Raw genomic sequence first — 26,451 nt, 5'->3', positions numbered from 1 at the left:
GGGCGCCCGCGGTTGTGGACGCCGACCGGCACGCCGGCGGTGACCGTGACTCAGCCGAAGACGTCGCCGCCGATGCCCAGCACCATCGGGACGACGCCCAGGCACAGGAACGCGGGCAGGAAGCACAGCCCGAGCGGCGCCAGCACCCACACCCCCGCCCGCTGGACCGCGGCCTCGGTCTGACTGCGGCCGGCGCTGCGCAGGTCGGCGGCGAGCCGCTGCAGGGCCGGGACGACCGCCGAGCCCGACTCCCCGGCCCGCACCACCGTGCGGGCGAGCGCGTCGACCGGCGGTGGCGCTCCCGCCCAGGCCCGGCGTGGGGCGGCGCCCAACCGGTACAGCGCCCCCGCCTCGACCAATCGGTCGCCGAGCGGACCGGGCACCGCCTCCCCGACCGCCGCGACGGCCGACCCGACCGGGGTGCCGGCCGCCAGACAGACGGCGAGCAGGTCGCAGGCCACCGGCAGGTCCCGGGCGAGGGCTCCGGCGACGGCCGGTGGTGCACCGGACCGCCGGAGCAGCCGGTCCAGCCCCGCGGCCACGCCCAGCCCGACCAGAACGGCCGGCAGCCCGGCACCGAGCACCAGGAAGGCCGCCAGCCCGCCCAGGCCCGCCTCCACCCGGCGTCGAGCCGCCCCGGGTGGGCCGCTCGTCGACCGCCAGGGCCGACCGCCGTCTCCGGGGACGGCGAGCAGGAACCGCACCCGGTCCCGGCGGCCGGCCCCGGGGGGCACCCACAGCAGCACCGCGCCGGCCAGGACGAGGACGGCCCAGACACCGTTCACTGCGCCACCGCCCGCCGGACCAGCCGGGCCGACCAGGTCAGCCCGGCCAGTTCCAGGGCCACGCCGAGCACCAGCAGCGCCGTCCCCGCGCCTGTGGTGGTGAGCACCCGCCACGGGTCGGCGCCCACCCCGCTCCCCATCAGCAGGCCGAGCAGCGGGAGACCGGCGAGCACGGTGGCGCTGGCCCGCGGCCCGGCGACCGCAGAGCGCAGCTCCTCCCCGGCCCGCAGCCGGGCTCGCAGGTCGTCCTCGACGGCGGTGACCACCCCGGCCAGCGAGCAGCCGGTACGGGTGCTCAACCGCACCGCGGCCGCGATCCGCACGAGCGCCCGGGCCGACTCGTCCGTCGCCGGCCCCGTCGGCGGGTCGCCCAGTCGCAGGACCGGCTCGAGCGCCCGCGCCATGCCGGCGTCCGGGCAGCCGTCGACCGCGGTGGTGGCCGCCTCCGGGAGTGGTCGCCCGGCCCGCACCTCCGCGGCCAGCACGCCGAGCGCCTCCACCAGGGCCCGGGTGCGCCGCTCCCCGGCGGCTGCCCGGCCACGCGCCTGCAGGGCCCGGCCGGCGACGACACCGCAGCCGGCCGCCAGCCCGGCCACGACCGGGGTGGACAGCAACGCCCCGGCTCCCCCGCTCACCAGCGCGAACACCCACGGTCCCGCCGGGCCGCCGGCCAGGGCGCGGAGGTCCGGACGCACCCCGCCCCACCCCGGCTCGGTGAGCCGTCGCGGCCGGGCGCCGGCGCCCGACGGCCAGGCCAGCAGCGCGGCCCCGAGGACCAGCAGGGCCGGGCTCATCCGGGCACCCGGACACCGAGCAGGTCGGCGAGCTCGCCGCGCGCCGGGGTGGGGCTGCCGTCGGCCCGCCAGCCCGCGGCCACCTCGATCAGCTCCCCCTGCCGGCGGACCACCCCCAGCTCGGCCACGCCCCGTCCCGCCGGGCTTCGCCGCAGGTGCACGACGAGCGCGAGCGCGGCCGCCGCCTGGCTGTGCACCGCGGCCCGGCCCAGGCCGGCCGCACCGCCGAGGGCCTCGAGCCGGGCCGGCAGGTCCGCGGCCCGGTTGACGTGCACCGTGCCGCAGCCGCCGTCGTGCCCGGTGTTCAGGGCGGCGAGCAGGTCGACCACCTCGGCGCCGCGGACCTCGCCGACGACCAGCCGGTCCGGGCGCATCCGCAGGGCCTGCCGCACCAGGTCCCGCAGCGTGACCGCGCCGGCGGCCTCGACGTTGGCCGGCCGGGTGAGCAGCCGGACGACGTGCGGGTGCCGTGGGGTCAGCTCGGGTGCGTCCTCGCAGAGCACCAGCCGTTCCCCCGGATCGACCAGCCCGAGAAGTGCGGAGAGGACCGTCGTCTTCCCGGTGCCCGTGCCGCCGGTGACCAGGAACGCCAACCGCGCCCGGACGGCGGCCGCCAGCAGCTCGGCGCTGGCGCCGGGCAGGGCACCCCGGTCGGAGAGGTCGGCGAAGGAGAGCGCCGCCCGGCGCAGCACCCGCAGGGACAGGCAGGTGCCCGCCCCGGACACCGGCGGCAGCACGGCGTGCAGCCGGGTGCCGTCGGGCAGGCCGGCGTCGACCCACGGCGCCGCGTCGTCGAGCCGGCGGCCGGCAGCGGCGGCCAGCCGCACCGCCAGGCGGCGGACGGCGGCCTCGTCGGGGAACCGGACGTCGACCGGCTCCAGGCCCTCGCCCCGGTCGATCCAGACCTCGCCCGGCCCGTTGACCAGCACGTCGGTGACGCCGGGCGTGCGCAGCAGCGGCTCCAGGACGCCGGCCCCGGCGAGCTCGTCGGTGGCGGCCCGGACGGCGTCGAGCACCCCGCGGTCGCCCAGCAGGCCGCCGGACTCCTCCCGGACCAGGGCCGCCACGGCCACCGGGCTGGGGGCGCCCACACCGGTGGCGAGCCGGGCGCGCACCCGCTCCACCAGCGGTGGCGCCGACTCTCCGGTCACGCCGCGCGCCCGGCCAGCTCGGCGAGGAGCAGCCGGCTGAGCCCACCGAGCGGGGACCGGGCGGCAACGGACGGTGGTTCGCCCCGCTCGCTGCGCGGTGCCGCCGACCGGTCGGCGGCGAGCTCGGCGAAGACCGGCCGGCCGACCACGTCGGCCACCTCGGCGCGGCTCAGCCCCCCGGGGACCGGCCGGCTCACCACGAGCGCCGCCGACCAGGGCCGCTGGTCACCCTCCAGCAGGGCGCGGGCGGCGGCTCCGGCCCGCAGCCGGGCCGGGACGAGCAGGACGCTGAGATCGGCCTCGGCGAGGAGCGCCTCGGCGGCGGGGCTGCGGACGGGCAGGTCGAGCACGACACCGCACCCACTGGCCCGGGCACCTGCGCAGACGGCCAGCAGGGCCTCGGCCGGCAGCTCCTGGGGGTGTTCCCGGGAGGCGGAGAGCACCGCGACCCCGGCGACCTCGGGCAGGGCGGCGGCGAGCGCCGGGCCGGCCACCCGTCCACTCACCCCGGCCAGCTCCGGCCAGCGCAGCCCGGGCTCCCGCTCCGCCCCGAGCAGCAGGTCCAGGCCGGCGGCCCAGCCGTCGCCGTCGACCAGCAGCACGCCGCCGTCGCCCGCGCTGCCCGCGGCGACCGCGAGCGCCGTCGCCAGGGTGCTCGCGCCGGCGCCACCGCAGGCGCCGCCGACCACGGTCAGCCAGCCCGGCCGGGCGGGGACCTGCACCGCCGCGGCCACCCGCTCCACCAGCCACGCCTCGTCGCGGGGCAGCACCACCACCCGTTCGGCGCCGAGCTCGACGGCCGCCGGCCACACCTCGGCCGCGGGTTCACCGGCGGCGACCACCAGCACCCCGGGGCGCCGCGGCAGCGCCCGCACCGGCGCACTGCCCAGCACCTCGGCACCGAGCAGCACCAGCGGCGCGTCCCGGTGGGCGCGGCGGAGCGCACCGCCTCCCGTGGTCAGCTCAGCGGTGGCACCGGCGGCGGCGAGGAGCCGGAGCAGGTCGTCGAGCAGGCCGGAGTCGGTGCTCAGGACCAGCGGGTGGGCGGGGACGGCAGGCGCGGAGCCGGGGGCTCGCGAGGCAGCGGACACCCACCCAGCGCAGCGCGCCGGTCGGCGCCGGCCCAGCTCTGGACGGCATCTGTGGACAACCCCTCCGGGTGTGGACGACGGTGTGCCCGACCCCCTGGACTGCCGATCCCCTTACCGTGTGCGATGTGACCCGCGCTGCGGCGTTCTTCGACCTGGACAAGACGGTCATCGCGAAGTCCAGCACGTTGGCCTTCGGACGACCGTTCTTCCAGGGTGGGCTGATCAACCGGCGAGCCGTCCTCAAGGGCGCCTACGCGCAGTTCGTCTTCTCCCTGGCCGGCGCGGACGCCGACCAGATGGAGCGGATGCGGCGACAGATCACCGCGATGACCACGGGCTGGGACGTCGCCGTCGTGCACGAGATCGTGCGGGAGACGCTGCACGGCATCGTCGACCCGCTCGTCTACGCGGAGGCCGCCGACCTCATCGAGGAACACCAGGCGGCCGGCCGGGAGATCGTCATCGTCTCCAGCAGCGGGGCGGAGATGGTGGAGCCGATCGGCGAGATGCTCGGGGTCGACCGCGTCGTCGCCACCCGGATGGTCACCGTCGACGGGAAGTACACCGGCGAGATCGACTACTACGCCTACGGCGACAACAAGGCCGCCGCGATGCGCGAGGTGGCCGCCGAGAAGGGCTGGGACCTGGCCGACTGCTGGGCCTACAGCGACTCGATCACCGACCTGCCGATGCTCGAGGCGGTCGGCCACCCCACCGCCGTCAACCCCGACCGGGGGCTGCGCAAGGCCGCCGCGGAACGGGGCTGGCCGGTGCTCGAGTTCACCCGCCCGGTCACCCTGCGCTCCCGCTTCTCCGGCGCCCGGACGCCGGTCGTCACCAGTGCCGCGGTCGGCGTCGGGGCCGCCGTGGCCGGGCTGGCCTGGTTCGCCCGGCGGCGCACGCTGCGGGCGCTCCCGGCCGTCGCGCTCGCCGCCCCCGTCGTGGTGCCCCCGACCGGTCGTCGTCGGCGCCGCGGCGCCTGACCGGACCGACCGGCATCGACTCAGCCGCCGATGCGGCCGCGGACCTCCGCAACCTTCTCCCGCACCTGGTCCGAGACCGTGCGGGCGGTGGAGACCGGCTGGAAGTCCTGCGCCGCGGTGGTCAGCGCCTGCTGCTCCGCCGGCGTCAGCTCCAGCTCGGCGGCCGCCACGTTGGACTCCAGCTGCTCGACGCTGGACGCCCCCGGGATCACGACCACCTGCGGCAGGCCGAGGAGCCAGGCCAGGGCCACCTGGGCCGGCTTCGCCTGGTGCGCAGCGGCCACGTCCCGGAGCAGCTGGAGGAGCGGCTCGGCCCGGCTCAGGTTCTCGGTGCCGAACAGCGGGTTCATCGCCCGGACGCCCCCGGGGCGGTGGTCGGCGGAGTAGCGGCCTCCCAGCAGGCCCTGGGCGAGCGGGCTGTAGGCGATGACCACCCGGTTCTCGCGCTCGGCGAAGGGCACCAGGTCGGCCAGGGGGCCGGCGTGCGCCAGGGAGAACTGGACCTGGTTGCTCACCACCGGGCTGCCCAGGGCGCGGTCGGCCGCCTGCCAGCGCTCCAGCGAGTAGTTGGAGACCCCGACGGCACCGATCACGCCGTCGTCGAGGAGGGCGCGCATGCCCGGCATGATCACCGAGTCCGGGACCAGTGGGTTGGCCTGGTGCACCTGGTAGAGCGGGATCCGGTCGAGCTGCAGCCGGCGGGCGCTCCCGGCCGCGCGGTTGCGGACGACCGCCGGGAACGGCGCCACCGGGAAGACCTTGCTGGCGACGACCACCTCGGCCCGGTCGGCGCCGAGCGCCTCGGCCAGGATCTTCTCGCTGCGGCCGAAGCCGTACACCTCGGCGGTGTCGAACAGCGTGACGCCCAGTTCGCGGGCCCGCCGGACGATGTCGCGCGCCGCCCCCACGGCGTAGTCGTCGCCGTAACCCCATTCCCGGGAGCCGAACTGCCAGGTGCCCAGTCCGACCCGGCTGACCTGTCCCAGACCGTCGACCTCGAGGAAGCGCATCCGCCCAGTCTGGTCGCGCTGCAGCGGAGTCGCAGGACGGCGCTGTCGCGCTCAGCCGCGGAGCAGGCTCTCGCAGATCGCCAGGCCCTCGGTGGCGCCGTGCTCGGTGGCGCGGCAGCAGTGCACGAGCCAGCCGGCCACCCCGGCCGGGCCACCGGTCCGGTAGCCCGCCAGCGCGGCCTCGTAGGCGTCCCGGCCGAGCTCGGCGAACCCGACCTCCGGCACAGAGACCGCCTTGCGGTCCAGGCCCCGGCTGATGATGACCAGCCGGGCGGCGGCGCGGGCGACCACGCCGTCCTGCACCCCGAAGGGCGCCAGCGCGGCCAGCTCACCGTGCACCACCCCGGCCACCACCACGGCCGGGACCGTGGTCGCGCCGGTGATCAGGGAGAAGAGCCCACCCAACCGCGCACCGGCCGCGCCGCTGGGCCGACCCAGGTCGGCCGGCTCGGCGAGGTCGGTGGCGGCCAGGACGTGCAGCCGGGCGAGCACCTGACCGGGCGCCCGCTCCCAGGTCTCCACCATCGAGCCGAGGCCCACCGAGACCCGCAGTGCACCCTGGACGACCGGGTCGGTCACCTCACCGGCGCGCAGGTCCGCCAGCGGCCGGTCCACGCCCTGCAGCGCAGCCGACGCCCGGGCACCGCGCAGCGCCGACTCCGCGCTGACCCCGGCCGACTCGCGGCGGAGCACCTTGTGGCCGAGCAGCAGATCCACCGCGGCGCGTGCGTCCTCGGCCGCCGCGGCGACGCCGGGCAGCTCCAGCAGCGGGGCGAGCGGGTCGGGGCCGGTCGGGCGCGCGGCGGGCCGGGGGGCCCGGCCGGCGCCGGGGCGCAGCGGGATCGTCACGGCTGCGACGGTACGAGTCCGGGGCGGCAGGTCTCCCGCCGCCCTCCGCGACCCGGCGCCTACGCTCCCAACCACCATGGCCGCTCCCCTGACCCTGCTCCTCGTCCGGCACGGTCAGAGCGAGTGGAACGCCGCCGGGCTGATGCAGGGGCAGACCGCGCACGTGCCGCTGACCGAGCTCGGCCACCAGCAGGCGGCGCAGGCCGCCACCGAGCTCGCCGCGCTCACCCGGGACGGCGGTGGTCCCGGCGCCCTCGTCTCCAGCGACCTGCACCGCGCCGTACAGACCGCCGAGCACTGCGCCGCGGCCACCGGGCTCCCCCTCAGCACCACCCCGGCGCTGCGCGAGCAGGGCTACGGCGTGCTCGAGGGGCGACCCTCCCGCGAGCTGTGGGACGTCGTCGACTGGACCGATCCGCACTGGTCGGCCGAGGGCGGGGAGAGCCTCGCCCAACTGCACTCCCGGGTCGCCGGCTACCTCGACCGGCTGCGCACCGACCCGCCGGCCGCGGTCGTCGCCCTGGTCACCCACGGCGACACCATCCGGGCCGCCCAGGCGGTGGTCGCCGGGCTGGGGTCCGACCAGCTGCCGGGGATCACCCCGCACAACGGCACGGTCACGACGCTGGTGCTGACGTGACCAGGGTGCTCGTGCTCGGCGGCTCCCGGTCGGGCAAGTCCGCGCACGCCGAGCAGCTGCTGGCCGGCTGGGACGAGGTCACCTACCTCGCCACCTCCGTCGTCGACGAGGCCGACGCCGAGTGGTCGGCCCGGGTCGCCGCCCACCGCGCCCGCCGCCCGGCCGGGTGGACGACGGTGGAGACGACCGCGCCCTCGGAGCTGCTGCGCCAAGGTGCGGTGCTGGTCGACAGCGTCACCACCTGGGTGGCCGCGCTGATGGACGAGACCGGCATCTGGGACGCCGTCGACGCGACCGGGGCGCACGCCGCAGGCTCCCCCACGGACGCCGCCGCGGCCCGCGACCGGCTGGACCAGCGCTGCGATGCACTGGTCGACAACTGGGTGATGACGCCGGCGCACGTGGTGGCGGTCAGCGACGAGGTGGGGCTGGGCGTGGTGCCCGAGACCCGCGCCGGTCGGCTCTTCCGGGACACGCTGGGCACGGTCAACCAGCGGCTGGCCTCGACCGCCGACGAGGTGTGGTTCGTGGTCGCCGGGCTGCCCCAGCGGTTGCGATGAGCTCCCCGGACCAGCCGGCGACCCGCCGCCCCTGGACCGGGCCGGCGGAGTCGTTCGCGCTGCTGACCAGCCTGCGGGTGCCGGCCGCCGCCTCGGCCCGCGGGGTGCTGCCCTGGGCGCCGCTGGTCGGCCTGGTGCTGGGGGGCGTGGCGGCCGCGGTCGCCTGGGCCGCCGACCGCACGGTCAGCCCGCTGGTCGGTGCGGTGCTCGCGATCGCCTCGCTGGCCGCGCTCACCCGCGGGCTGCACCTGGACGGGCTGGCGGACACCGCCGACGGACTGGGTCCGCTGCGCGGCCGGGAGAAGGCGCTGGCGGTGATGCGCGCCGGGGACGTCGGCCCCTTCGGCGTCGTCACCCTGGTGCTCACCCTGCTCCTGCAGGTCGCCTGCCTGGCGCACCTGCTCACCGTGGACGGCGGCTGGCTCGCCCTGCCGGCCGCCACTGTCGCCGCCCGGGTGGCGATGGCCCGCACCGGCCTGCCGGGGGTGCCGATCGCCGCGGGCTCGTCCCTGGGCCAGGCGGTCGCGGGCACCGTCTCCCGGGGCTGGCTGGCCGGGGCCGCGCTGGCCACCGCTGCGGTGGCCGCCGGGGGTGCGCTGCTCGTCGGCGCCGACGGCCCGGTCGCCGCGCTCGGGCTGGTCGCTGCCGTCGCCGCCGGGCTGGGGTCCTCCGAGGCGCTCTTCACCCGGTCCCGTACCCGGCTCGGCGGGGTGAACGGCGACGTCATGGGCGCCATGGGCGAGGTGACGACGGCGGTCGTCCTGCTCGCCGCCGCCGTCCTGCTCAGCTGAGCGCCGTCACCGGCGACGGGTGAGCGACCCGATGACCCGGCTCAGACCTCCGGAGGAAGCCGGCGAGCCCGCCCGGCCGCTCCGCCCCCCGCCCCCGGCCCGGCGCCGGCCCGCGGTGCCCCGGGTGGTGGCCGAACGTCCACCACGCGCGCCCCGTCCAGCGGCGTTCCCTGCGGTTCCCATCAGCTTCCCGAGGATGCTCATGGAGGGGGTGTGACCGCCGTCATCGACTCGTAACCTGCCGGCCAGCCAGATCGCGGCGCGTCGTCGCGGTCAGCCACCAGCCACGGACTGGACGACCATCACCTCCGCGCCGGCCGGCACCGGGGTGACCAGACCGGCGAGCCGCCGGACCTCCTCTCCGTCGACGTAGACGTTGACGTGCCGGCGCAGCGCCCCGGTCTCGTCCCGCACCCGCCGGTCGAACACCGGGTGCTCGGTGGCCAGCGCATCGAGCAGGGCGCGGACGGTCGCGGGCTCGGGCAGGTCCAGCGACATCGACGTCCGGCCGCCGGTCGTGTCGGCCAGCAGCCGCGGCAGCAGCACCCGCACGGTCACGGCAGCACCGCCGCCCGCACGCACAGCACGTCGGGCAGGTGGGAGGTGACCGTGCTGAAGGACTCCCCCTCGTCGGCGCTGGCGTACACCTCGCCGCCGCGGGTGCCGACGTAGACGCCCACCGGGTCACCGGCGTCCACGCAGGCGGCGTCCCGCAGCACCGCGTTGTACTCGTGCGTGGGCAGCCCGGCGTCGAGCCGGCGCCAGGTGGAGCCGGCGTCGTCGCTGCGGTGCACGGCCAGCTCGCCGTCCGGCGGGATCCGCTCGCCGTCGGCGACCAACGGGACCACCCAGATGCGCTCGCCGCGGCGCGGGTCGGCCAGCATCACGAAGCCGAAGTCCGACGGCAGTCCGTCGGCGATCGACGTCCACGAGTCGCCGTCGTCGTCGGAGCGGTAGACGCCGTGGTGGTTCTGCGCGTACAGCCGCCGTGGGTCGGCCGCGTCCCGGGCGATCTTGTGCACGCACTGTCCGAACTCCGGCGCCGGACCGGGCATGAAGTACGCCGAGATGCCGGAGTTGCGCGGCTGCCAGGAGGCCCCGCCGTCCCGCGTCCGGTAGACGCCGCCGGTGCTCATCGCCACGTGCACCGTGCCGTCGGGCCCGGGGACGACGGAGTGCGCCGCCGCCCCGCCGTAGCCCGCGCCCCACTCGCTGCGGTGCGGGTGGTCCCAGAGCCCGCGGCACAGCTCGAAGTGCTCGCCACCGTCGTCCGAGCGCCAGACCGAGATCGGCTCGCAGCCGGCCCAGACCACGCCCGGCCGGTCGGCGGAGTCCGGGCGCAGCTGCCAGATCCGCTCGACGGCGGCCCCGGTGTCGGCCGGGAACCGGATCGCCCCACCGGCCGGTTCGTCCCAGGTCGCGCCCAGGTCGTCGGAGTGCAGGACCGTCGGGCCGAAGTGCTCCGACCGGACCCCGACCATCAGCCGGGTGCGCCCGGCGCGGGTGTCGATGCCGATGCTCGGCACCTCGGTCATCAGGAAGTGCGGCGCGGAGAGCGACCAGCTGCGCCGGTCCTCACTCGTCGCGAGCCAGAGCCCCTTGCGCGTGCCGATCGCCAGCAGAGTCGTCGCCATGCAGCAGAGGACTCCGCGACCCGGCGCAACTCATCGGTCACTCGCTCAGCGGGGAGCCCAGGTCGAACCCACCGTGTCCGGTTCGAGCCACCGCCGCAGCGGGGGCGGCCCTCCCCCGGCATCACCACCCCGGCGCCGCCTCCCGGTCAGCGGGCGCTCCACCCGCCGTCCAAGACCAGGGAGCTGCCGGTCACCGACATGGCCATCGGCGAGCACAGGTAGGCCACGGCCTCGGCCACCTCCTCCGGCTCGATCAGTCGCTTGATCGCCGCCGGGGCGAGCATCACCTGGGTGACGACGTCGTCCTCGGACATCCCGTGCGTCCGCGCCTGGTCGGCCAGCTGCCCGGTCACCAGCGGTGTGCGCACGTACGCCGGGTTGACGCAGTTCGAGGTGACCCCGTGCTCCGCCCCCTCCAGCGCGATCACCTTGGACAGCCCTTCCAGCCCGTGCTTGGCCGTCACGTAGGCGGACTTGTAGGGCGAGGCCCGCAGGCCGTGGACCGAACTGATGTTGACCACCCGCCCCCACCCCTGGGCGTACATGTGCGGCAGTGCACCCCGGACCAGGCGGAACGGCGACTCCAGCATCAGCCGGAGGATGAGGGAGAACCGGTCGACCGGGAACTCGTGCAGCGGAGCCACGTGCTGCAGCCCGGCGTTGTTGACCAGCACATCGACGGCCAAGTCGAGGTCGTCCACCGCTGACAGGTCTGCCAGGTCCACCACCACCGCCGTCCCTCCCACCATGTCGGCGACGCGTTCGGCCGACTCGGCGTCGCGGTCGACGACCACCACCTGCGCGCCGGCCTCGGCCAGTCGCAGCGCGCAGGCCCGGCCGATGCCGGAGCCTCCGCCGGTGACCAGCGCCCGCCGTCCGGCGAGGTGTGCATCTGAGGGCATGCCGGCACCCTAGGCCGTGCCGGGCCCAGCCAGCTCAGACCGGCTGCTGGGCCGGGGTCTCGCCCCCTTCGAGGTCGCCCTCGGTGTCCAGGTAGGCCTGCTGGAGTTCGGCCAGCAGCGCCGGGTCGGGCTCGGCCCACATCTTGCGGTCGACCGCCTCCAGCAGCCGCTCGGCGATGCCGTGCAGCGCCCAGGGGTTCGACTGCTCCATGAACTCCCGGTTCTCCGGGTCGAGCACGTAGCTCTGCGCGAGCTTCTCGTACATCCAGTCGGCGACGACGCCGGTGGTGGCGTCGTAGCCGAACAGGTAGTCGACCGTGGCCGCCATCTCGAACGCGCCCTTGTAGCCGTGCCGGCGCATCGCGGCCAGCCACTTCGGGTTGACCACCCGGGCCCGGAACACCCGCGAGGTCTCCTCGACCAGCGAGCGGGTGCGCACGTGCTCGGGGCGGGTCGAGTCGCCGATGTAGGCCTTCGGTGAGCTGCCGGTCAGCGCGCGCACCGTGGCGACCATCCCGCCGTGGTATTGGAAGTAGTCGTCGGAGTCGGCGATGTCGTGCTCGCGGGTGTCGATGTTCTTCGCCGCCACCGCGATCCGCCGGTAGGAGGTCTCCATGTCCGCCCGGGCCGCGACGCCGTCCAGGTCGCGGCCGTAGGCGTAGCCGCCCCACACCGCGTACACCTCGGCCAGGTCGGCGTCGGTGCGCCAGTCCCGGCTGTCGATCAGCGACAGCAGCCCGGCCCCGTAGGCACCGGGCTTGGAGCCGAACACCCGGGTGGTGGCCCGCCGGCGGTCGCCGTGCTCGGCGACGTCGGCGTCCACGTGCGCCTTCACGTAGTTCTGCTCCGGTGTCTCATCGAGCCCCGCGGCCAGGGTGACGGCGTCGTCGAGCATGGTCACCACGTGCGGGAAGGCGTCCCGGAAGAACCCGGAGATGCGCACCGTGACGTCGATCCGCGGCCGGCCCAGCTCCCCCAGCGGGATCGGCTCCAGCGTCGTCACCCGGCGGGACGCCTCGTCCCAGACCGGTCGGACGCCGAGCAGCGCCAGCACCTGCGCGACGTCGTCCCCGGAGGTGCGCATCGCGGAGGTGCCCCACACCGAGAGCCCCACCGAGCGCGGGTGCGCCCCGGTCTCGGCGACGTACCGCTCGACCAGCGACTCGGCCAGGCCCTGCCCGGTCTCCCAGGCCAGCCGGGAGGGCACCGCGCGCGGGTCGACGGAGTAGAAGTTGCGCCCGGTCGGCAGCACGTTGACCAGCCCGCGCAGCGGCGAGCCCGACGGGCCGGCCGGCACGTAGCCGCCGTCCAGGGCGTGCAGGGCCATGTCGATCTCGTCGGTCGTCTTCGCCAGCCGCGGCACGACCTCGGCGACCGCGAAGTCCAGCACCCGGCTGACCTCGGCGTGCGGCCCGCCCAGCACCTCGGCGACGGTGGGCTCGACGGCGTCGGCGGTCCAACCGGCCGCCTCCATCGCGGTGACCAGGGCGAGCGCCCGGGCCTCGACCTCGTCGGTCTCGTGCAGCCCGGCCGAGCCGTCCTCCACCAGGCCGAGCGCCTCGCGCAGGCCGGGCATGGCGACCGAGCCGCCCCAGATCTGCCGGGCCCGCAGGATCGCCAGCACCAGGCCCACGCGGGCGTCGCCCTCCGGCGGGGAGCCGAAGACGTGCAGCCCGTCGCGGATCTGGCTGTCCTTGATGGCACACAGCCAGCCGTCGACGTGCAGGATCATCTCGTCGAACTCGGCGTCGTGCGGCCGGTCGTCCAGGCCGAGGTCGTGGTCGAGCTTGGCGGCCTGGATGAGCGTCCAGATCTGCTGCCGGACGGCGGGCAGCTTGGGCGGGTCCATCGCGGCGATGTTGGCGTGCTCGTCGAGCAGCTGCTCCAGCCGGGCGATGTCGCCGTAGGTCTCGGCGCGGGCCATCGGCGGCACCATGTGGTCGACCAGCACCGCGTGCGCGCGCCGCTTGGCCTGCGAGCCCTCGCCCGGGTCGTTGACCAGGAACGGGTAGACCATCGGCAGGTCGCCCAGCGCGGCGTCCGGCGCGCAGGACGCCGACAGCCCGACGGTCTTGCCCGGCATCCACTCCAGGTTGCCGTGCTTGCCCACGTGCACGACCGCGTGCGCGCCGAACGACGAGCGCAGCCAGTGGTAGGCGGCCAGGTAGTGGTGCGACGGCGGCAGGTCGGGGTCGTGGTAGATCGCGATCGGGTTCTCCCCGAAGCCGCGCGGCGGCTGGACCATCACCACGACGTTGCCGGCGCGGAGCGCGGCGAACACGATGCAGTCGTCGGTCGGGTCCACGAACAGCTCACCGGGCGGCGGCCCCCAGTGCTCCACCATCCGGTCGGTCAGCTCGGCGGGGAGCGTGTCGAAGAACCGGCGGTACTCCGCGGCCGGGATGCGCACCGGGTTGCCGGACAGCTGCTCGGCGGTCAGCCAGTCCGGGTCCTGGCCGCCGGCCTCGATGAGGGCGTGCACCAGCCGGTCGCCGTCCAGGTCCGCGACGCCGGGCAGCGAGCCCGCGCCGTCGAACGGGCCGATGTCGTAGCCCTGCCCGGCCATCGCGGCCAGCAGCCGGACCACCGAGGCGGGGGTGTCCAGGCCGACCGCGTTGCCGATCCGGGCGTGCTTGGTCGGGTACGCCGACAGCATCACCACGACCTTGCGGTCGGCCGGGGCGGTGTGCCGCAGCCGGGCGTGCGCGACGGCGGTGCCGGCCACCCGGGCGGCCCGCTCCGGGTCGGGCACGTAGGAGGTCAGGCCCTCCTCGTCGACCTCCTTGAAGGAGAACGGCACGCTGATGATCCGGCCGTCGAACTCGGGGATGGCGACCTGGTTGCCCACGTCCAGCGGGGAGAGCCCGTCGTCGTTGGCCGCCCAGGTCGCCCGCGGGGTGCCGAGCACCAGGCCCTGGATCACCGGCACGTCGAGGCGGGCCAGCTCGCCGACGTCCCAGGCGCCGTCGTCCCCACCGGCGGAGGCGGTGGCGGGCTTGGAGCCGCCGGCCGCCAGCACCGTGACGACCATGGCGTCGACCGTGCGCAGCACGTCGAGCATCTCCGGCTCCACCGACCGCAGCGACGCGGTGTAGACCGGCACCGGCACCCCGCCGGCGTTCTCGATCGCCTCGCACAGCGTGTGCACGAACGCGGTGTTCCCGGCCAGGTGGTGCGCCCGGTAGTAGAGGACGGCGACCCGCGGACCGGTGGCGCTGGTCGGGCGGTCCAGCAGGCCCCAGTCCGGTGCGACGGCCGGGGCCTCGAAGCCCTCGCCGTCCAGCAGCACCGTGTCGGCCAGGAAGCGGTGCAGCTGCACCATGTTGTCCGGGCCGCCCTGGGCCAGGTAGGCGTGCGCCTCGGTGGCCACGCCCATCGGGACGGTGGAGAGCTCCATCAGCTCGGCGTCGGGCAGCTGCTCACCACCCAGCACGACCACCGGGACGCCCAGGCCCAACAGGGGCGCGACCATGTCCTCGTACTTCCGGCGGGACCCCAGGATGCGGACCACGACGAGATCGGTACCGGCGGCGAACTCGGCGAGGTCGCCGGCGCGGTAGGGGTTGCCCAGCCGCCACGACGAGTCGCTGGCTCGGGCGGAGAGCAGGTCGGTGTCGGAGGTGGAGAGCAGGGTGAAGGTGCGTGAGCTCACGTCGGTGCCTCCCTCGGGGTCCGCGCCCCGGGTCGTCGAGCACGGCAGCCGGAGTGTCTGGCTCGCCCCCGCATCTGGACGACGCCGGGGCTCACAGTGGCGGGACCGCGCCGGGTTCGCACCGGCTTCCTCGCGCACTGCCGTGATGTGCCGGAGACGCTACCGGGCTGCCGATGCCCGGGGCTCGGGCAGCACCGGCCCGGCCGCGGCCGGCGGACCCGGCGGAGCCCCCTCCCCGTCCGGCAGGTCGTCGAGCTCCCGGAGCGGGCGCATCACCAGCACGGAGAGGCCGGCGAGGACGACGGCGCCGACGAACACGGCGAAGGCCGCGCGCAGCCCGGTGGTGTCGACGAGCACGCCGGCCGCCAGGTAGCCGGCCGGCCCTGCGGCGTACGCGCCGGAGGCGACGATCCCGAGCACCCGCCCGCGCAGGTGCGTGGGCACCCGCCGCTGGAAGGCCAGGTTGACCAGCGGGTTGATCGGGCCGAACAGCAGGCCGGCGAGCGCACCGCAGCCGAGCAGGACGGGGTAGGGCGGCAGGGCCACGAACGGGACCAGCGCGACCGACGCCCCCACGGTGGCGACCCGGAGCACGAGGCTGCGGGGCAGCCGGTGGCCCAGCGCACCCTGCAGCAGGCTCCCGAGCACCCAGCCGCCGCTCATCACCAGGAGCAGCAGGCCGAGCCGGCCGGGGGCGCCCTGCTCCTCGAACAGCACCGGCAGCAGCACCGCCGAGATCGGCAGGTACGTCGCCGAGACGAGGACGGCGACCAGGGCGGCGCACCGCACGAGGCGGTCGCGGCGGAGCACGGCGATCCCCTCGGCGGTGTCGGCCAGGACGCGCCGGACCGCGCTGCCGGAGGACTCCGCGCGGGGCTCCGGCCGCCCGCCGCCGGGGATCCGGACGAGGGCCATGACGACGACCGACAGCGCGAAGGCGGCCGCCGTCGCCCACAGCGCCGGGACCGCGCCGACCAGCCCGATCAGCACGGCACCGACCGCCGGCCCGATGAAGAACGCCGATCCCCACACCGCCTCGTGGACGCCGTTGACCCGGGAGAGCGGGAGCCGGGCGGCCGCGGCGGCCTCGGGGAGCATCGCCTCGCGCGCGGTGACACCGGCCGGGTCGAGCAGGGCACCGAGGGCGGCCAGCGCGACCACCGCACCCAGCCCCAGCCCGCCCGTCGCGAGCTCCAGCAACGGGATCGCGGCGACCGCGGCCGCGGAGACGACGTCGGAGACGATCGAGACCCGCCGCCGGCCCACCCGGTCGACGACGACACCGGCGAGCACCGCGGTGAGCACCAGCGGCAGCGCCGTCCCCGCGGCGACGAGGCCGGCGCCGGCCGCGCCGCCGCCCCGCTCGAGGACGAGCCACGGCAGGACGACGGAGGTGACCCCGTTGGCCGTGCCGGAGAGCAGGGTCGCCGCCTCGACCGCGAGCAGCGGAAGCCGCCGGGGCGGGTCCACCGCCGTCCGGCCGGCCGGGACCGTGGTCACCGGAGCGGCGCGGCTCGCAGCCACCGCACGCCGAGCACCACCCCGACCAGGGTGACGCCGCACCACAGGGCCGCCGAGGCGACGTACCCGACGAGCGCCGCCGTGGCGAGCGCGGCGGAGGCGGTGAGGAAGGAGGCGAGCAGCGGGACCGTGGTGAGCGTCGTGAAGTCGGTGCCCGCCGTGGCCGGGCGGGAGAGGTCCATGCTCACCGTGTAGACCACCACGTTCAGCGCGGTGTAGGCGACGAGGAAGCCGCTGAGCGCGACCACCGTGCCGGTGAGCGGCGCCGACCCGAGGAGCAGCGGGACCAGCCCGGCCGTCGACAGCGCCAGGGCGACGCCGCCGCCCACGAGCACCGCGGCCCGGCCCCAGCGGCGGACCAGCCAGCCCGCGAGCGGGCCGGCCAGCGCCGCGGGCACGCTGACGACGACGCCGGTGACCACGCCGATCCGGGTCAGGGACCACCCGGCGTCCACGAGCGCCGCGCTGGGCAGGGCGTACACCCCGGCCGCTCCCCCGTAGACGAGCGGCACGACGCCCAGCGCCCAGACCGGCACGCCAGGACGGCGGAACACCCCGATCAGCGCACCCCAGGCGGCGCTCCCGGGCACCCGGGGGTCGCGCTCGGGCTCACGGAACCGGAGCACGACCACGAGCGCGACCAGGGTGAGGGCGGCGAGCAGCAGCACGGCCGCGGTCCACCCGGCGCGGTCGTACACCAGGACGCAGAGACCACCGCCGAGCACGGTGCCGACGTAGCTGGCCCCCACCTGGACCCCGTTGCCGAGGCCGCGGTCCTCCGGGCGCAGCAGCCGGACGGCGAGGGCGTCGGCGGCCACGTCCTGGGTCGCCGACAGCAGCACGTACACGGCGCAGACGACGACGAGCGGGCCGAGCGAGGCGGCCGGGTCGTCGAAGGGCAGCAGCGCCAGCAGCGCCAGGACCATCGCGCTCTGCAGGGCGAGCAGCCAGGAGCGGTGGTGGCCGAGCCGGCGGGACCCGTACCGGTCCAGCAACGGTGCCCAGAGCAGCTTGAGCGGCCAGGCGAGGCCCAGCAGCGAGACGAGCGAGAGGTCGGCGAGGGAGACGCCGTCGGCGCGCAGGATCGCCACCAGCCCCACGGTGAGGAAGCCGATGCCGACGTACTGGGTGACCCAGAGGGTGGTGAGCAGAGCCCACGGCGGCCGGCCCACCGCCACCGGGGACGTCTCGGCGACGGCGGGTGCGGACGGCGCGGTCACGTCGCGCGCCAGTAGGCGAGGGAGGACACGCGGTCCTTGCCCACGCCGAGCTCGCGACGCAGGTGCTTGGTCAGCGCCCGGGCGGCGGCGGCCTCGCAGGCCACCCAGAACCAGTCCTGCGCCGGGTCGGCTGCCGCGTCCCCCGCCCAGGCACCCGTCACCGCGGCCTGCAGCGCCTGCCCGGGGGCGGCGCCGTCGCGGTCGACCCACACCACCTCGTGCCCGGCCCGGGCGCGCACGGGGAGGTCGCGGTCGGCCGGGTGCCCGGCCTCCAGCCAGACCCGCGCGGGCGTCGTCGGGTGGGCGTCGAGCAGCGAGTTGACCGCGGGCAGGGACGCCGGGTCACCGACCAGGTGCACCGTCCGGGTCCCCGGCGGGAGCTGGTCCTCACGGGTGCCCTGCACCGTCGCCTCGATGGTGTCGCCGGGCTGCGCCGCGATGGACCAGTGCGCGGCCGGACCGTCGTGCAGGGCGAACTCCAGGTCGAAGGTGCCCGCGACCGGGTCCGGGTCGACGAGCGTGTAGGCCCGCTGGTGGGGGCGCCCGTCGTGTTCGAACCACAGCCGGACCCACATCGCCGGGTGCGGCGGGCACGCGGCGAGCAGCCCGCCGTCGGCGACCCGGACCCGTTGGTACTGCTCGCCGACCTGCTCGCTCCCGCGCACGGTGAGGACGAAGTCCCGACCGCGCAGCGCCTTGAGGACCACGCCTTCCCAGCCGTGCTGCACCCGTTCGCCCCTCTCGCCGTGACCTCGGCGGGACCCCGCGCACCGGGTGTCAGCCCCGTGTACCGTCCGCCGTGTTTAGGGGAGGCTAACCTACGGAAGGGCTCGTTCGTGACGGAGCACACGCCGACCGCACACCTGTTCTCGGGCGAGACGGTCGACCACTACGCCGCGGTCGTCACCGCGGCGCTCGGCGCGCTGACCGACCGCGTGCGGGTGGTCCGCCGCCCCCGCTCGGGCGTGCCGCAGCAGGACCTCGAGGAGCTCGTGGCCGGGGTCGACCTCGAGGCCCCGCTCGGCGACACGTTCTCCGCCCTCAAGGAGACCTCCCGGCTCTACCTCGAGCACGCGGTGTGGTTCCACGAGCCCGGCTACGTGGCCCACCTCAACTGCCCGGTCGCGATCCCGGCCCTGGCGGCGGACCTGCTCGCCTCCGCGGTCAACACCTCGGTCGACACCTACGACCAGTCGACGACGGCCACCCTGATGGAGCGCCGGCTCGTCGCCTGGGCCGCCGGCCGCGCCGGCCTGGGCCCCGCTGCGGACGGCGTGTTCACCAGCGGCGGCACCCAGTCCAACCTGCACGCCCTGCTGCTGGCCCGCGACGAGGCGCTCGCCGCGCTGCCGGGCGGCGTGCTGCCCCCGGGTGCGCGGCTGCGGGTGCTGGCCACCGACCAGGCCCACTTCAGCGTCGGCAAGGCCGCACGCCTGCTCGGGCTCGGCACCGACGCGGTGGTCACGGTGCCGACCGACGAGCGGCACCGGATGGACCCCGCCGCGCTGCGTCAGGTCGCCGCCCGGGTCCGCGACGCCGGTGACGTCGTCATGGCGGTGTCCGTCACCGCCGGCACCACCGACCTCGGCCGGATCGACCCGCTCCCCGCGGTGGCCGACGTCTGCGCGGAGGTCGGCGCGTGGCTGCACGTCGACGCCGCGTACGGCGGCGGGCTGCTGGTGTCCCGCCGCCGCCGGCACCTGCTCGACGGCATCGAACGCGCCGACTCGGTGACCGTGGACTTCCACAAGACCTTCTTCCAGCCGGTGGCGTCCTCAGCGGTGCTGGTCCGCGACGGCGCGACGCTGCGGCACGTCACCCACCACGCGGCCTACCTCAACCCGCGCGGTGAGCGGGCGCCGAACCAGGTCGACCGGAGCCTGCAGACCACCCGGCGCTTCGACGCGCTCAAGCTGTGGGTGACGCTGCGCGCCATGGGGGCCGACGCGATCGGCGAGGCCTTCGACACCTGCCTGGACCTCGCCGTGCAGGTCCACGAGGACCTCTGCGCCGCCCCGGACATCGAGGTGCACAGCGCACCGTCGCTGAGCACCGTCCTGTTCCGGCACCGGCCCATCGGCCCCGACGGCCCGCTCGACCCGGCCGCCGCCGACCTGCTCGTCGCCGGCATCCGCGAGCGGTTGTTCGCCGAGGGGGAGGCGGTCGTCGCCCGCACCGTCGTCGACGGGCGACCGTGGCTGAAGCTGACCCTGCTGAACCCGGCGACCACCCGGGCGGACGTCCGCGCGGTGGTCGACCTGGTCCGGGCGGCCGGTGAGGACCTGGTCGCGGAGTCCGCGGTGGCGCCTGCGGCGCTGGTGCTGGCCGGCGGGCAGGCCCCGGCATGAGCACCGACCGCGTGCACGACTTCGTCGCCGTCGGCATCGGGCCGTTCAACCTCGGCCTGGCCGCGCTCACCGCCCCGGTGCCCGACCTGTCCGGCGTCTTCCTCGACGAGCACGAGGAGTTCTCCTGGCACCCCGGGATGATGATCGAGGGCACCACCCTCCAGGTCCCGTTCCTCGCCGACCTGGTGACCATGGCCGACCCGACGTCGCCGTACTCGTTCCTGGCCCACCTCAAGGCGACCGGCCGGCTCTACCCCTTCTACATCCGCGAGGACTTCCACCCGCTGCGCGCGGAGTACGACGCCTACTGCCGCTGGGTCGCCGAGCGGGTGCCCGGGCTGCAGTGGGGCCGGCGCGTCGAGCGGGTCGAGCACGACGCCGCCGCGGGGGTCTACCGGGTGCACGCCCGCGACGTCCGCTCCGGGGAGCCGGAGGTGCACCTGGGCCGGCGGCTGGTCCTCGGGGTCGGGACGGCGCCGTGGGTCCCGGAGCCGGTGCGGGAGCTCCCCGGCCCGGCCTGGCACAGCTCGGCCTACCTGGAGCACAAGGAGGAACTGCAGACGCTCGGGCACGTGACCGTCGTGGGCAGCGGGCAGAGCGCCGCGGAGGTGTACCTCGACCTGCTCACCGACGCCGACCGGCTCGGGTACCGCGTCGACTGGCTCACCCGCTCGCCCCGGTTCTTCCCCATGGAGTACACGAAGCTGACCCTGGAGATGACCTCGCCGGAGTACGCCCGCTACCACCACGCCCTGCCGATGGGGCGCCGCGACGCCCTCGCCCGCGAGCAGCGCCACCTCTACAAGGGCATCAGCGGCACGCTCGTGGACGCCATCTACGACACCCTCTACCGCACCGGACGACGCGGCGCGGTGCCCTCGTCGCTGCACACCGGCGTCGAGGTGGTCGGCGCCCGCTGGGACGCCGAGCAGCGGCGCTACGAGCTGCGGCTGCACCACGCCGAGCAGGAGCGCACGGTCAGCCGGACGACGCAGGGGCTCGTCCTCGCCACCGGCTACCGGTCCCGGGTGCCGGCGTTCCTGGACCCGGTCCGCGACCGGATCCGGTGGGACGCGCGTGGCCGGTACGACGTGGCGCTGGACTACGCGGTGGACACGACCGGCCGGGAGGTCTTCGTGCAGAACGCCGAGGAGCACACCCACAGCCTCACCGCGCCGGACCTCGGCATGGGCCCCTACCGGAACTCGGTGATCCTCAACGCCATGTGCGGCCGGGAGGTCTACCCGGTCGAGCAGCACATCGCCTACCAGGAGTTCGGGGTCGAGCTCGAGGACGCCGAGGACGCCGACGCACTGCCCGACGAGGCGGGGCTGACGACGACGGGGGCCGCCCGGTGAGCACCGCCCCGGCCGCACCCCCCTGGTCGGTCCGCACGCCGATCGGGGTGCTGACGCTGGACCCGCTGGACCTCGACCGCGACCTGGACCTGCTGCACTCCTGGGTCACCCACCCGCGCTCGGTCTACTGGCTGATGCAGGACGCCGGACCGGCCGCGGTGCACACCGCCTACGCCGCGATCACCGCCGACCCGCACCACGACGCGTGGCTGGGCCGGGTCGACGGGACCCCGGCGTTCCTCGCCGAGACCTACGACCCCCGCCACCGGGAGCTCGTCGGCGTGTGGGCGGCCGAGCCCGGCGACGTCGGGATGCACGTCCTCGTCGCGCCGCTCGCCGAGGGCGCCCCACCCGTCCGCGGGCTGACCTCGGCGGTGATGGCGGCGGTCGTGCGCTTCGCCCTGGACCGCCCGGGCGCGCGCCGGGTGGTCGTGGAGCCGGACGCGCGCAACGCGGCGATCCGGGCGAAGAACCAGGCGGCGGGCTTCGTCGAGCACGGCCTGGTCGACCTGGGGCACAAGACGGCTGCCTTGAGCACGTGCACCCCGGCGTCCTTCGCGGCGAGCGAGCTGGGCCGGGTGCTGGCATGAGCGCGTCGACGACCGAGCGGACCGGGCCGGTGGCGGACGAGACCGACCCGGCCGCCCTGGGCGCCGCCCACCTCGAGCCGGTGGCGATGGCCCGGGCGCACCGGCACGTGGTCACCAAGGCGCTGTCGGAGTTCGGCCACGAGCGGCTCGTCACCCCCGAGGCGGACGGCGGGCCGGCCGACACCCTGGGGCGGACCTGGTGGTCGCTGCGCACCGCCGCGGGCGTCCGGTACCGGTTCGCCGCGCGGGTGCTGCCGCTGGAGCACTGGGACGTGGACCCGGCGTCGGTGTCCCGCACCGTGGACGGCGCCGACGCACCGCTGGACGCGCTGGCGCTGGTCGACGAGCTGCAGCACGACCTCGGCATCCCCGACCAGCTGCTGGGCACCTACCTGGAGGAGGTCAGCGCGACCCTCGCCGGTGCGGCGTGGAAGCTGCACCACCGCCGCACCGACGCCCGTGAGCTGGCCCGCGCCGACCTGCAGACCGTCGAGCGGTCGATGACCGAGGGTCACCCGGCGTTCGTGGCCAACAACGGGCGCATCGGCTTCGGGCTGGCCGACGCCGCCGCCTACGCCCCGGAGGCGGGGGCACCGGTCCGGCTGGTCTGGCTGGCGGCGCGCCGGGAGCACACCCACCTCGCCTGCGGCGAGGGCGTCGACGAGGAGCAGCTCTACGCCGGCCAGCTCGGCGAGGAGCTGCTCGCCCGCTTCGCCGGCCGGCTGCGGTCGCTGGGGCTGGACCCGGCCGACTACTCGTACCTGCCCGTGCACCCGTGGCAGTGGGACCACCGGCTGGCGGTCACCTTCGCCGCGGACGTCGGCCGGCGCGACCTCGTGCCGGTGGGGCACAGCGAGGACCGCTACCAGGCTCAGCAGTCGATCCGGACGTTCTTCGACCTCGACCGCCCCGACCGGCACTACGTCAAGACGGCGCTGGCGATCCAGAACATGGGCTTCCTGCGCGGGCTCTCGCCGGCCTACATGCGGGCGACCCCGGCGATCAACGACTGGGTCGCCGACGTCGTCACCGGTGACCCCGAGCTGGTGGCCAGCGGGTTCGGCGTGCTGCGGGAGCTGGCCTCGGTCGGCTACACCGGCGACGCCTACCACCGGATGGCCGCGCGGGGGCTGCGCTCGCCGTACCAGCGGATGGTCGCGGCGCTGTGGCGGGAGAGCCCGGTGCCGCGGCTGGCACCGGACGAGCGGGCGATGACCATGGCGGCGCTGCTGCACCGGGACGCCGAGGGCCGCTCGCTGGTGGGCGGTCTCGTCGCCGACTCGGGCCTGGACCCGCGCAGCTGGCTGCGGCGCTACCTCGACGCCTACCTCCGCCCCGTCGTGCACTGCCTGCTCGCCCAGGACCTCGCCTTCATGCCGCACGGGGAGAACGTCATCCTCGTGCTGCGCGACTCGGTGCCGACCGGGGTCCTGATGAAGGACGTCGGGGAGGAGGTCGCCGTCTTCGGTGACCGGCCGCTGCCCCCGGGCGTCGAGCGGGTGCGCGTCGCCTACGACGACGACGTCCGCCTGCTGTCGGTCTTCACCGACGTCTTCGACGGGTTCCTGCGCTACCTCGCCGGCGTGCTGGACGCCGACGGGCTGCTGCCCGCCGAGGAGGTCTGGCGCTGCGTCGCCGACTGCCTGCTGGCGCACCGGGACGCCCACCCCGACCTGCACCGGCGCTTCGACCTCTTCACCCCGGAGTTCCAGCACTCCTGCCTGAACCGGCTACAGCTGTGGAACACGCTCCAGATGGTCGACCTGGCCGATCAGGCGTCCTCCCTGCAGTACGCCGGCACGCTGGCCAACCCGGTGGCGCCGCACGCACCGGCCGCGCACCGGTGACCGCCCCGGCCGGGGTGACCCGCGGCCCGTGGGGCGTGCCGACGGTGCGGGCCGGGTCGCTCGACGACCTCGCCTGGGCGCAGGGGCGGGTCACCGCCGTCGACCGGGCGTGGCAGCTGGAGGTGGAGCGCTGGCGCAGCGAGGCGACGCTGGCCGCGCACGTCGGGGCGGCCGGGCTGTCCTGGGACACCTTCGCGGCCCGGGCCCGGCTGGACGACACCGCCCGCCGCTGCCACGACGCCCTCGACCCGGCGACCCGGCGCTGGGTCGCCGCCTACGTGGCGGGCGTGCGCGAGGGCCTGGCCGAGGGCGCCGCGCGGTCACCCGAGCTGCAGGCGCTCGGCCTGCCCCGGGGCGGGCACGGCGGCTGGCAGCCGTGGACCCCGCTGGGGGTCTTCCTGGTCCACCACGTCCTGTTCGGGTCCCTGGGGACGACGGTCTGGCGGGGCCACCTGCTGCGGTCGTTCGGGCCCCGGCTCGGGCCCGACCTCGCCACCGCGCTCGGCCTGGGCCCACCCGACGGCAGCAACGCGGTGGCGGTGACCGGGTCCCGGACGGCGTCCGGGCTGCCCCTGGTCGCCGGCGACCCGCACCGGGTGCTGGAGCGACCCGGCGTGTACCAGCAGGTGCACCTGGTGGTGGACGGGCCCGCGGCCCTCGACGTGGTCGGGCTCGCCTTCCCCGGTGTCCCGGGCGTCGCCCACTTCGGCCACACCGGCACGGTGGCCTGGGCGGTGACCAACGCGATGGCCGTCCACCAGGACCTCTACCGGGAGCGGCTGCGCCGGGACGGCGACCGGCTGCTGGCCCTCGGGCCGGACGGCTGGGAGCCGGCCGAGGCCGGGACCGTCCAGCTGGCCGTCCGGGACGGCGAGCCGGTGGCCGTGGAGGTCGTGGAGACCGCGCGGGGGCCGGTCGTCATCCCGTCCTGGGCTGCCGACGGCGCCGAGGAACCCGAGGCGCTGAGCCTGCGCGCACCCAGCCGGGTGGACGCCACGCTGGGGTTCGAGGCGCTGCCGCTGCTGCTGCGCGCCCGGACCGCCGGGGACGTCGAGGCCGCGCTCGCGTCGTGGGTCGAGCCGGTGAACAGCGTCCTGGTCGCCGACACCGCCGGTGACGTGCGCCAACTGGTCGCCGGCCGGGTTCCCGACCGGGCGGCCGCCAACCGCTGGCACCCCGTGCCGGCCTGGGACCGCGCGCACGCGTGGCGCGGGACCCACCCGTCCGCGCCCGCTCTCCGCGTCTCCGACGCCGCGCCCTGGGACGGCGTCGCGGTGACCGCCAACGACGCCCGCCCGGACGTCGCCCCGTACGGCACGGTCTTCGCTCCACCGCACCGCGCCGCCCGCCTCCGCGCGCTCATCGGCGACCGCACCGGCCTGCGCGCCGCCGACCTCGCCGAACTGCTCGTCGACACCGCCTCCTCCCCCGCCACCGGGCTGCTCGACGTCCTCCAGCTGGCGCCCGCCCCGGAGCCCGGCACCCCCGCCGCCCGGCTGCGCGCGGAACTGCTGTCCTGGGACCGCCGGATGGCCGCCGACAGTCACGGGGCCGGGGCCTTCGCCGCCTGGCGGAGCGCCCTGGTGCGGCGCGTCCTGGCCCTCCCGCTGCTCACGCCGTTGCACCGCCCGGCCGGTGTGCCCGAGGTGCTGGCCCCGTGGCTGTCCCCCGTGGAGCGGGTCGGGTCGGCGCTGGCGCGACTGCTCGACGTCCTCCCCCGCCACGGCGTCGACGTCGCCGCGCTCGTCCACGGCGCACTCGCCGACGCCGCGGCCGCGCCCGCGCCGGACTGGGGGGCGACGCACCGGCTGCGGACCGTGCACTCCCTCGACGGCACGCCCTGGGCGGAGGCCGTCGTCCGGCCCGCCGACGGGCTGCCGCTGGACGGCGACACCGACTGCGTCCTCGCGACCGCGAGCCTGCCCGGGCTCACCGACCTGTGCCTGCGTGGACCGGTGGCCCGCTACGTGTGGGACCTCGCCGACCGCGACGCCAGCCGCTGGGTGGTCCCGCTGGGCGCCGACGGTGTGCCCGGCCCGCACGCCGAGGACCAGACCCCGCTCTGGGCCCGCGGCTCCCTCGTCCCCGTCCCATCCGCCCGACCTGAGGAGATCCCGTGACCGATGCCCGCCTCGCCGAGGGCACCCACCCCTTCGAGGACGGCCGCACCCTCGAGGTGCGCCGGCTCGACCCCGACCGCGACGCCCCGCTCGTGCACTCGTGGGTGCGGCAGGAGCGCGCCCGGTTCTGGGGGATGACCGACCACACCGAGGAGCAGGTGCGCGACATCTACGCCTTCGTCGACTCGCTGGACACCCACCACGCCTGGCTGGTGTCGGTCGAGGGCCGCCCCGTCGGGCTGCTGCAGACCTACCAGCCGGCCGCCGACCCGGTGAGCGAGGTGTACACCGTGGAACCCGGCGACCTCGGGATCCACGTGCTGCTGGCCCCCGCGGAGTCCCCGGAGCCGGGCTTCACCCTCCGGCTCGCCGCCGCACTCGGTGCGATCGCGCTCGCCGACCCGACCGTGCGGCGCGTCGTCGTCGAGCCCGACGCGGCGAACGAGGGCGCCCTGGAACGGCTGCGCCGGACGGGCTTCGAGCTCGGCCCCGAGGTGGAGCTGCCGACCAAGCGCGCACGGCTGGCGTTCCTGCGCCGGGAGGTCCTCGAGGCGATGCTGGCCGCGGTCGCGCCCGGGCACCAGCCGACGTCCTGACGGCCAGGG

23 protein-coding genes and 1 riboswitch are annotated in these 26,451 nt (G+C 76.2%); of the genes, 10 read left to right on the top strand and 13 right to left on the bottom strand.

The window, feature by feature from the left end:
* Nucleotides 1–50: 50 nt before the first annotated feature.
* From O2W53_RS02250 to ssd, 4 genes are read right to left on the bottom strand one after another with little or no spacing between them, the layout of a single operon-like run.
* Entirely contained in the window at nt 51–785 is a 735-nt protein-coding gene (locus tag O2W53_RS02250) for a type II secretion system F family protein (protein ID WP_269161419.1), read from the bottom strand.
* Entirely contained in the window at nt 782–1,579 is a 798-nt protein-coding gene (locus O2W53_RS02245) for a type II secretion system F family protein (RefSeq protein WP_269161418.1), read from the bottom strand. The genes O2W53_RS02250 and O2W53_RS02245 overlap by 4 nt, the downstream gene beginning before the upstream one ends.
* Complete coding sequence (locus O2W53_RS02240) at nt 1,576–2,730, bottom strand: TadA family conjugal transfer-associated ATPase (RefSeq protein ID WP_269161417.1); 1,155 nt, start codon at nt 2,728–2,730, stop codon at nt 1,576–1,578. Before O2W53_RS02240 ends, O2W53_RS02245 begins: the two co-directional genes overlap by 4 nt.
* A complete protein-coding gene (ssd, locus tag O2W53_RS02235; protein ID WP_269161416.1) occupies nt 2,727–3,821 on the bottom strand; it encodes a septum site-determining protein Ssd in 1,095 nt (364 codons plus the stop codon). Before ssd ends, O2W53_RS02240 begins: the two co-directional genes overlap by 4 nt.
* A 125-nt stretch (nt 3,822–3,946) precedes the next feature.
* Between ssd and O2W53_RS02230 the strand changes: the two genes are divergently transcribed.
* Entirely contained in the window at nt 3,947–4,804 is an 858-nt protein-coding gene (locus O2W53_RS02230) for an HAD family hydrolase (RefSeq protein WP_269161415.1), read from the top strand.
* 20 nt (nt 4,805–4,824) lie between these two features.
* Here the strand turns inward: O2W53_RS02230 and O2W53_RS02225 are convergent, their stop codons facing one another.
* Complete coding sequence (locus tag O2W53_RS02225; RefSeq protein WP_269161414.1) at nt 4,825–5,814, bottom strand: aldo/keto reductase; 990 nt, start codon at nt 5,812–5,814, stop codon at nt 4,825–4,827.
* A 51-nt stretch (nt 5,815–5,865) separates the two neighbouring features.
* Nucleotides 5,866–6,663, bottom strand: coding sequence for an oxidoreductase (locus O2W53_RS02220; RefSeq protein WP_269161413.1), 798 nt, complete (start codon nt 6,661–6,663; stop codon nt 5,866–5,868).
* Nucleotides 6,664–6,739: 76 nt separating this feature from the next.
* On the opposite strand from O2W53_RS02220, the gene O2W53_RS02215 reads away from it, so the two are divergent.
* From O2W53_RS02215 to O2W53_RS02205, 3 genes are read left to right on the top strand one after another with little or no spacing between them, the layout of a single operon-like run.
* Nucleotides 6,740–7,303, top strand: coding sequence for a histidine phosphatase family protein (locus tag O2W53_RS02215; protein WP_269161412.1), 564 nt, complete (start codon nt 6,740–6,742; stop codon nt 7,301–7,303).
* A complete protein-coding gene (cobU, locus tag O2W53_RS02210; protein WP_269161411.1) occupies nt 7,300–7,863 on the top strand; it encodes a bifunctional adenosylcobinamide kinase/adenosylcobinamide-phosphate guanylyltransferase in 564 nt (187 codons plus the stop codon). Before O2W53_RS02215 ends, cobU begins: the two co-directional genes overlap by 4 nt.
* On the top strand, nt 7,860–8,654 hold the full coding sequence (locus O2W53_RS02205) for an adenosylcobinamide-GDP ribazoletransferase (RefSeq protein WP_269161410.1): 795 nt from the start codon (nt 7,860–7,862) through the stop codon (nt 8,652–8,654). Before cobU ends, O2W53_RS02205 begins: the two co-directional genes overlap by 4 nt.
* Before the next feature lie 273 nt (nt 8,655–8,927).
* Here the strand turns inward: O2W53_RS02205 and O2W53_RS02200 are convergent, their stop codons facing one another.
* The 7 genes from O2W53_RS02200 to O2W53_RS02170 form a co-directional block, all read right to left on the bottom strand.
* A complete protein-coding gene (locus tag O2W53_RS02200; RefSeq protein ID WP_269161409.1) occupies nt 8,928–9,212 on the bottom strand; it encodes a MoaD/ThiS family protein in 285 nt (94 codons plus the stop codon).
* On the bottom strand, nt 9,209–10,288 hold the full coding sequence (locus O2W53_RS02195; protein ID WP_269161408.1) for a WD40/YVTN/BNR-like repeat-containing protein: 1,080 nt from the start codon (nt 10,286–10,288) through the stop codon (nt 9,209–9,211). Before O2W53_RS02195 ends, O2W53_RS02200 begins: the two co-directional genes overlap by 4 nt.
* 146 nt (nt 10,289–10,434) lie before the next feature.
* The gene (locus tag O2W53_RS02190; protein ID WP_269161407.1) at nt 10,435–11,190 is read right to left on the bottom strand and encodes a 3-hydroxybutyrate dehydrogenase; all 756 of its coding nucleotides are present in this window, start codon (nt 11,188–11,190) and stop codon (nt 10,435–10,437) included.
* Between the two features lie 34 nt (nt 11,191–11,224).
* The gene (gene cobN, locus O2W53_RS02185; RefSeq protein WP_269161406.1) at nt 11,225–14,842 is read right to left on the bottom strand and encodes a cobaltochelatase subunit CobN; all 3,618 of its coding nucleotides are present in this window, start codon (nt 14,840–14,842) and stop codon (nt 11,225–11,227) included.
* A gap of 51 nt (nt 14,843–14,893) precedes the next feature.
* Nucleotides 14,894–14,974: riboswitch (cobalamin riboswitch) on the bottom strand.
* Between the two features lie 27 nt (nt 14,975–15,001).
* Nucleotides 15,002–16,366 (bottom strand): MFS transporter, encoded by a 1,365-nt coding sequence (locus O2W53_RS02180; RefSeq protein ID WP_269161405.1) that lies wholly within the window; start codon nt 16,364–16,366, stop codon nt 15,002–15,004.
* Complete coding sequence (locus O2W53_RS02175; RefSeq protein WP_269161404.1) at nt 16,339–17,583, bottom strand: MFS transporter; 1,245 nt, start codon at nt 17,581–17,583, stop codon at nt 16,339–16,341. The genes O2W53_RS02180 and O2W53_RS02175 overlap by 28 nt, the downstream gene beginning before the upstream one ends.
* Nucleotides 17,580–18,311, bottom strand: a complete 732-nt coding sequence (locus O2W53_RS02170; protein WP_269161403.1) for a siderophore-interacting protein — start codon at nt 18,309–18,311, stop codon at nt 17,580–17,582. Before O2W53_RS02170 ends, O2W53_RS02175 begins: the two co-directional genes overlap by 4 nt.
* Nucleotides 18,312–18,419: 108 nt before the next feature.
* Here O2W53_RS02170 and O2W53_RS02165 point away from each other — a divergent pair, with 108 nt between their 5' ends.
* From O2W53_RS02165 to O2W53_RS02140, 6 genes are read left to right on the top strand one after another with little or no spacing between them, the layout of a single operon-like run.
* Nucleotides 18,420–19,931, top strand: a complete 1,512-nt coding sequence (locus O2W53_RS02165) for a pyridoxal phosphate-dependent decarboxylase family protein (protein ID WP_269161402.1) — start codon at nt 18,420–18,422, stop codon at nt 19,929–19,931.
* A complete protein-coding gene (locus O2W53_RS02160; RefSeq protein WP_269161401.1) occupies nt 19,928–21,289 on the top strand; it encodes a lysine N(6)-hydroxylase/L-ornithine N(5)-oxygenase family protein in 1,362 nt (453 codons plus the stop codon). Before O2W53_RS02165 ends, O2W53_RS02160 begins: the two co-directional genes overlap by 4 nt.
* A complete protein-coding gene (locus O2W53_RS02155) occupies nt 21,286–21,879 on the top strand; it encodes a GNAT family N-acetyltransferase (RefSeq protein WP_269161400.1) in 594 nt (197 codons plus the stop codon). The genes O2W53_RS02160 and O2W53_RS02155 overlap by 4 nt, the downstream gene beginning before the upstream one ends.
* Entirely contained in the window at nt 21,876–23,726 is a 1,851-nt protein-coding gene (locus O2W53_RS02150; protein ID WP_269161399.1) for an IucA/IucC family protein, read from the top strand. The genes O2W53_RS02155 and O2W53_RS02150 overlap by 4 nt, the downstream gene beginning before the upstream one ends.
* Entirely contained in the window at nt 23,723–25,846 is a 2,124-nt protein-coding gene (locus O2W53_RS02145) for a penicillin acylase family protein (RefSeq protein ID WP_269161398.1), read from the top strand. Before O2W53_RS02150 ends, O2W53_RS02145 begins: the two co-directional genes overlap by 4 nt.
* A complete protein-coding gene (locus tag O2W53_RS02140) occupies nt 25,843–26,442 on the top strand; it encodes a GNAT family N-acetyltransferase (protein ID WP_269161397.1) in 600 nt (199 codons plus the stop codon). The genes O2W53_RS02145 and O2W53_RS02140 overlap by 4 nt, the downstream gene beginning before the upstream one ends.
* Nucleotides 26,443–26,451: the final 9 nt, after the last annotated feature.

Source organism: Modestobacter sp. VKM Ac-2978 (genome assembly GCF_026968025.1).
Taxonomy (GTDB): domain Bacteria; phylum Actinomycetota; class Actinomycetes; order Mycobacteriales; family Geodermatophilaceae; genus Modestobacter.
This window is presented reverse-complemented; position numbering and strand designations above follow the sequence as displayed.